The 2,200-nt window shown below is 50.1% G+C and carries 1 protein-coding gene and 3 pseudogenes; 3 read left to right on the forward strand and 1 reads right to left on the reverse strand.

Going from position 1 to position 2,200, the window contains the following annotated elements; all coding sequences use genetic code 11:
* Together CRO75_RS32130 and CRO75_RS32135 are read left to right on the forward strand one after the other, a co-directional pair.
* Positions 1–201 (forward strand): annotated as a pseudogene (locus CRO75_RS32130) (IS3 family transposase); the annotation flags it as partial.
* Between the two features lie 7 nt (positions 202–208).
* A pseudogene (locus CRO75_RS32135) lies at positions 209–469 on the forward strand (IS5/IS1182 family transposase); the annotation flags it as partial.
* A 4-nt stretch (positions 470–473) separates the two neighbouring features.
* On the opposite strand, the gene CRO75_RS32805 reads toward CRO75_RS32135, so the two are convergent.
* Positions 474–1,205 (reverse strand): hypothetical protein, encoded by a 732-nt coding sequence (locus CRO75_RS32805; protein ID WP_143504341.1) that lies wholly within the window; start codon positions 1,203–1,205, stop codon positions 474–476.
* Positions 1,206–1,353: 148 nt separating this feature from the next.
* Here CRO75_RS32805 and CRO75_RS33115 point away from each other — a divergent pair.
* Positions 1,354–1,607, forward strand: a pseudogene (locus CRO75_RS33115) (IS3 family transposase); the annotation flags it as partial.
* Positions 1,608–2,200: the final 593 nt, after the last annotated feature.

The raw sequence follows: 2,200 nt of genomic DNA on the forward strand, positions 1-2,200 counted from the left end.
GCGCCGATGGAGCGCGTATTGCGCAGTTTGAAAACTGAATGGATACCGACCGTGGGCTACATGACGGTTCAAGACGCGCACCGCGACATCAGTCATTACCTGATGCATCGGTACAACTGGATTCGACCGCACCAATTCAACGATGGGATGGCCCCGGCTCAGGCCGAGAGAAAACTTAACGTCGTGTCCGGGATTAGTTGACCACTACAAAGTGATCCGGGGGCCAAACAATAGAAGAACAGGACAATGGCACTCAGAACAAGGCGATCTGTTCATGGTAACACCTGCTCCGACCGGTTTTGTGGTGATGCCCAGACGCTGGGTAGTGGAGCGAACTCATGCCTGGAATGAGAGGGCTCGACGACTAATTATGCATCACGACCGATTGTTCGCCGTGAGTGAGGCGTGGGTGTGGCTGGCCGAAGCGCGCATATTCGCGCGCCGACTCCCCGCACAAAATCATCCCTGAAAACTCAAGGAGAACTGATATCATCAAATATTTCTGCTATCGACTCTCTGCTTAAAACCCCTCGCCCTGTACCTTCGCGAAGCTCAATTTTACCATCTGCCATGATTTTAATACCGGCAGAACCTGCCACTACTACACTCACGCCCTTGGCTTGCAATAGTTTCAAAAAAGGTTTTTCACCTGCTTCGTCCTGCTGATCTAAAGCCATGCCTATACCAACATCAGAATGAGAGTTAGTCCCTGCAACCCATATCACCACTCCACCATCGGCCAAGGATCTTTCCAGTTTTGAAAGCAAACTATAAATACGCTCCTCATTATTTAGGCCATTCTTCAGAGAGCTTCCTTTTAAATGAATTAACGTACGACGCTTGTAAACATTCCCATTCCAACCTGAAAGCACCGCGAGCGCGGAGCAATCCACAAGACCACGCGTGGATAATACGGTGTCGTCGTCTTTTACAGTCGCAGCTTCCCCCATTGCAACAGAGATCTTATTAGAAACAGCTTTCCTGTTGTTTCTATCGACAGAGTTGACTTCAAGACTATCGCTTTCAGGAATTTTCACCTCAGAGTTGACGATAGATAGCCCCCCCATATTATGGGAAAAAAAAGAGTCGTCAACATCTGCTTGACTACAGTCGGTTCCATGCTGACTTTCAGCATCCTCAGTCCTTGGACACAAAGCACTTTCACTGCGCGCCCGTCTTAAACTGCGGTTTGCATATTTGTACATAGGACACCTCCGCATAGCAAGTCAGATAATCTGCCCAGCATATATGATTTGGCACAGCAACCATTCAGCAATGACCTCGATACTATTTAGCGTCAAACTCATATAAACATTAGAGGAATATAACATAGCACTTGTTTTTGATTTTCGCCCCCAGGACATAGCTTGGCGCCAAGCCTGTATCGCTGGCCAGCAGACCGTTCAGGTCCAGCAAAAGGTCGACCGTGAGCAAGCGCGCAAGGACAAGAAGCGCATCCAGGACCTTGAGTGTGAGATACGCAGCAAAGACAAGGCGCTGGCAGAAACGGCCGCGTTGTTGGCGATGAGAAAAAAGCTCAACGACTACTAGGGAGTCGACACCGAGGACAATTGACTGCTCTGTCGGAACGGCAACTGCTGGTGGCTTAGCTGATGGAGGCGATCAATGCCGGCGCTCGAAATACGGCTGGCCGTTCCAGCATTATTGGCAATCGTGCAGTCAGGTACCGGGGGTGGCTGTGCGCGGCTATCAGATGGTGCAAACGTCTGTCGAGGCACCAGTGAACGGCATCCGCCTTGATCGGGACGTCACCCAGACGGACAGCAAGGGTGGGCAAGTCTTATGGCTGATTCAGTAGCAGGCGTAACGATAGGCGTTGAGCGATAGGTTACTAACGTTCAACAGTGTAGAGCAAGGCTGTAGGGCTTTTTTGACAATTCGAAATTCGCGCTCAAACCGCATAGAGAGGCATAGGATAGCGTGCGGATTGCCTCATTTTTGCCCCACTCACAGACATCTCGTCGACTCGAATCACCTACCGGCCACGCCTCAATTACTGTATGAATGAACAGCTAACGCATGTGAGACAGTACAGTGCACATCGACGACATAGAAGACACAGCCGAATTGGTCAACTCGTGACTTTCAGGGAGCGGTCAATCAATTGCTATGTGCCGCGACCTCGACAGAGAATCAGACAGACCTTAAGAGGGTGTAGACAAAATTATGTAGTGAGTCG

The organism is Pseudomonas sp. LAMO17WK12:I10, from assembly GCF_900215185.1.
GTDB classification, from domain to species: domain Bacteria; phylum Pseudomonadota; class Gammaproteobacteria; order Pseudomonadales; family Pseudomonadaceae; genus Aquipseudomonas; species Aquipseudomonas chlororaphis.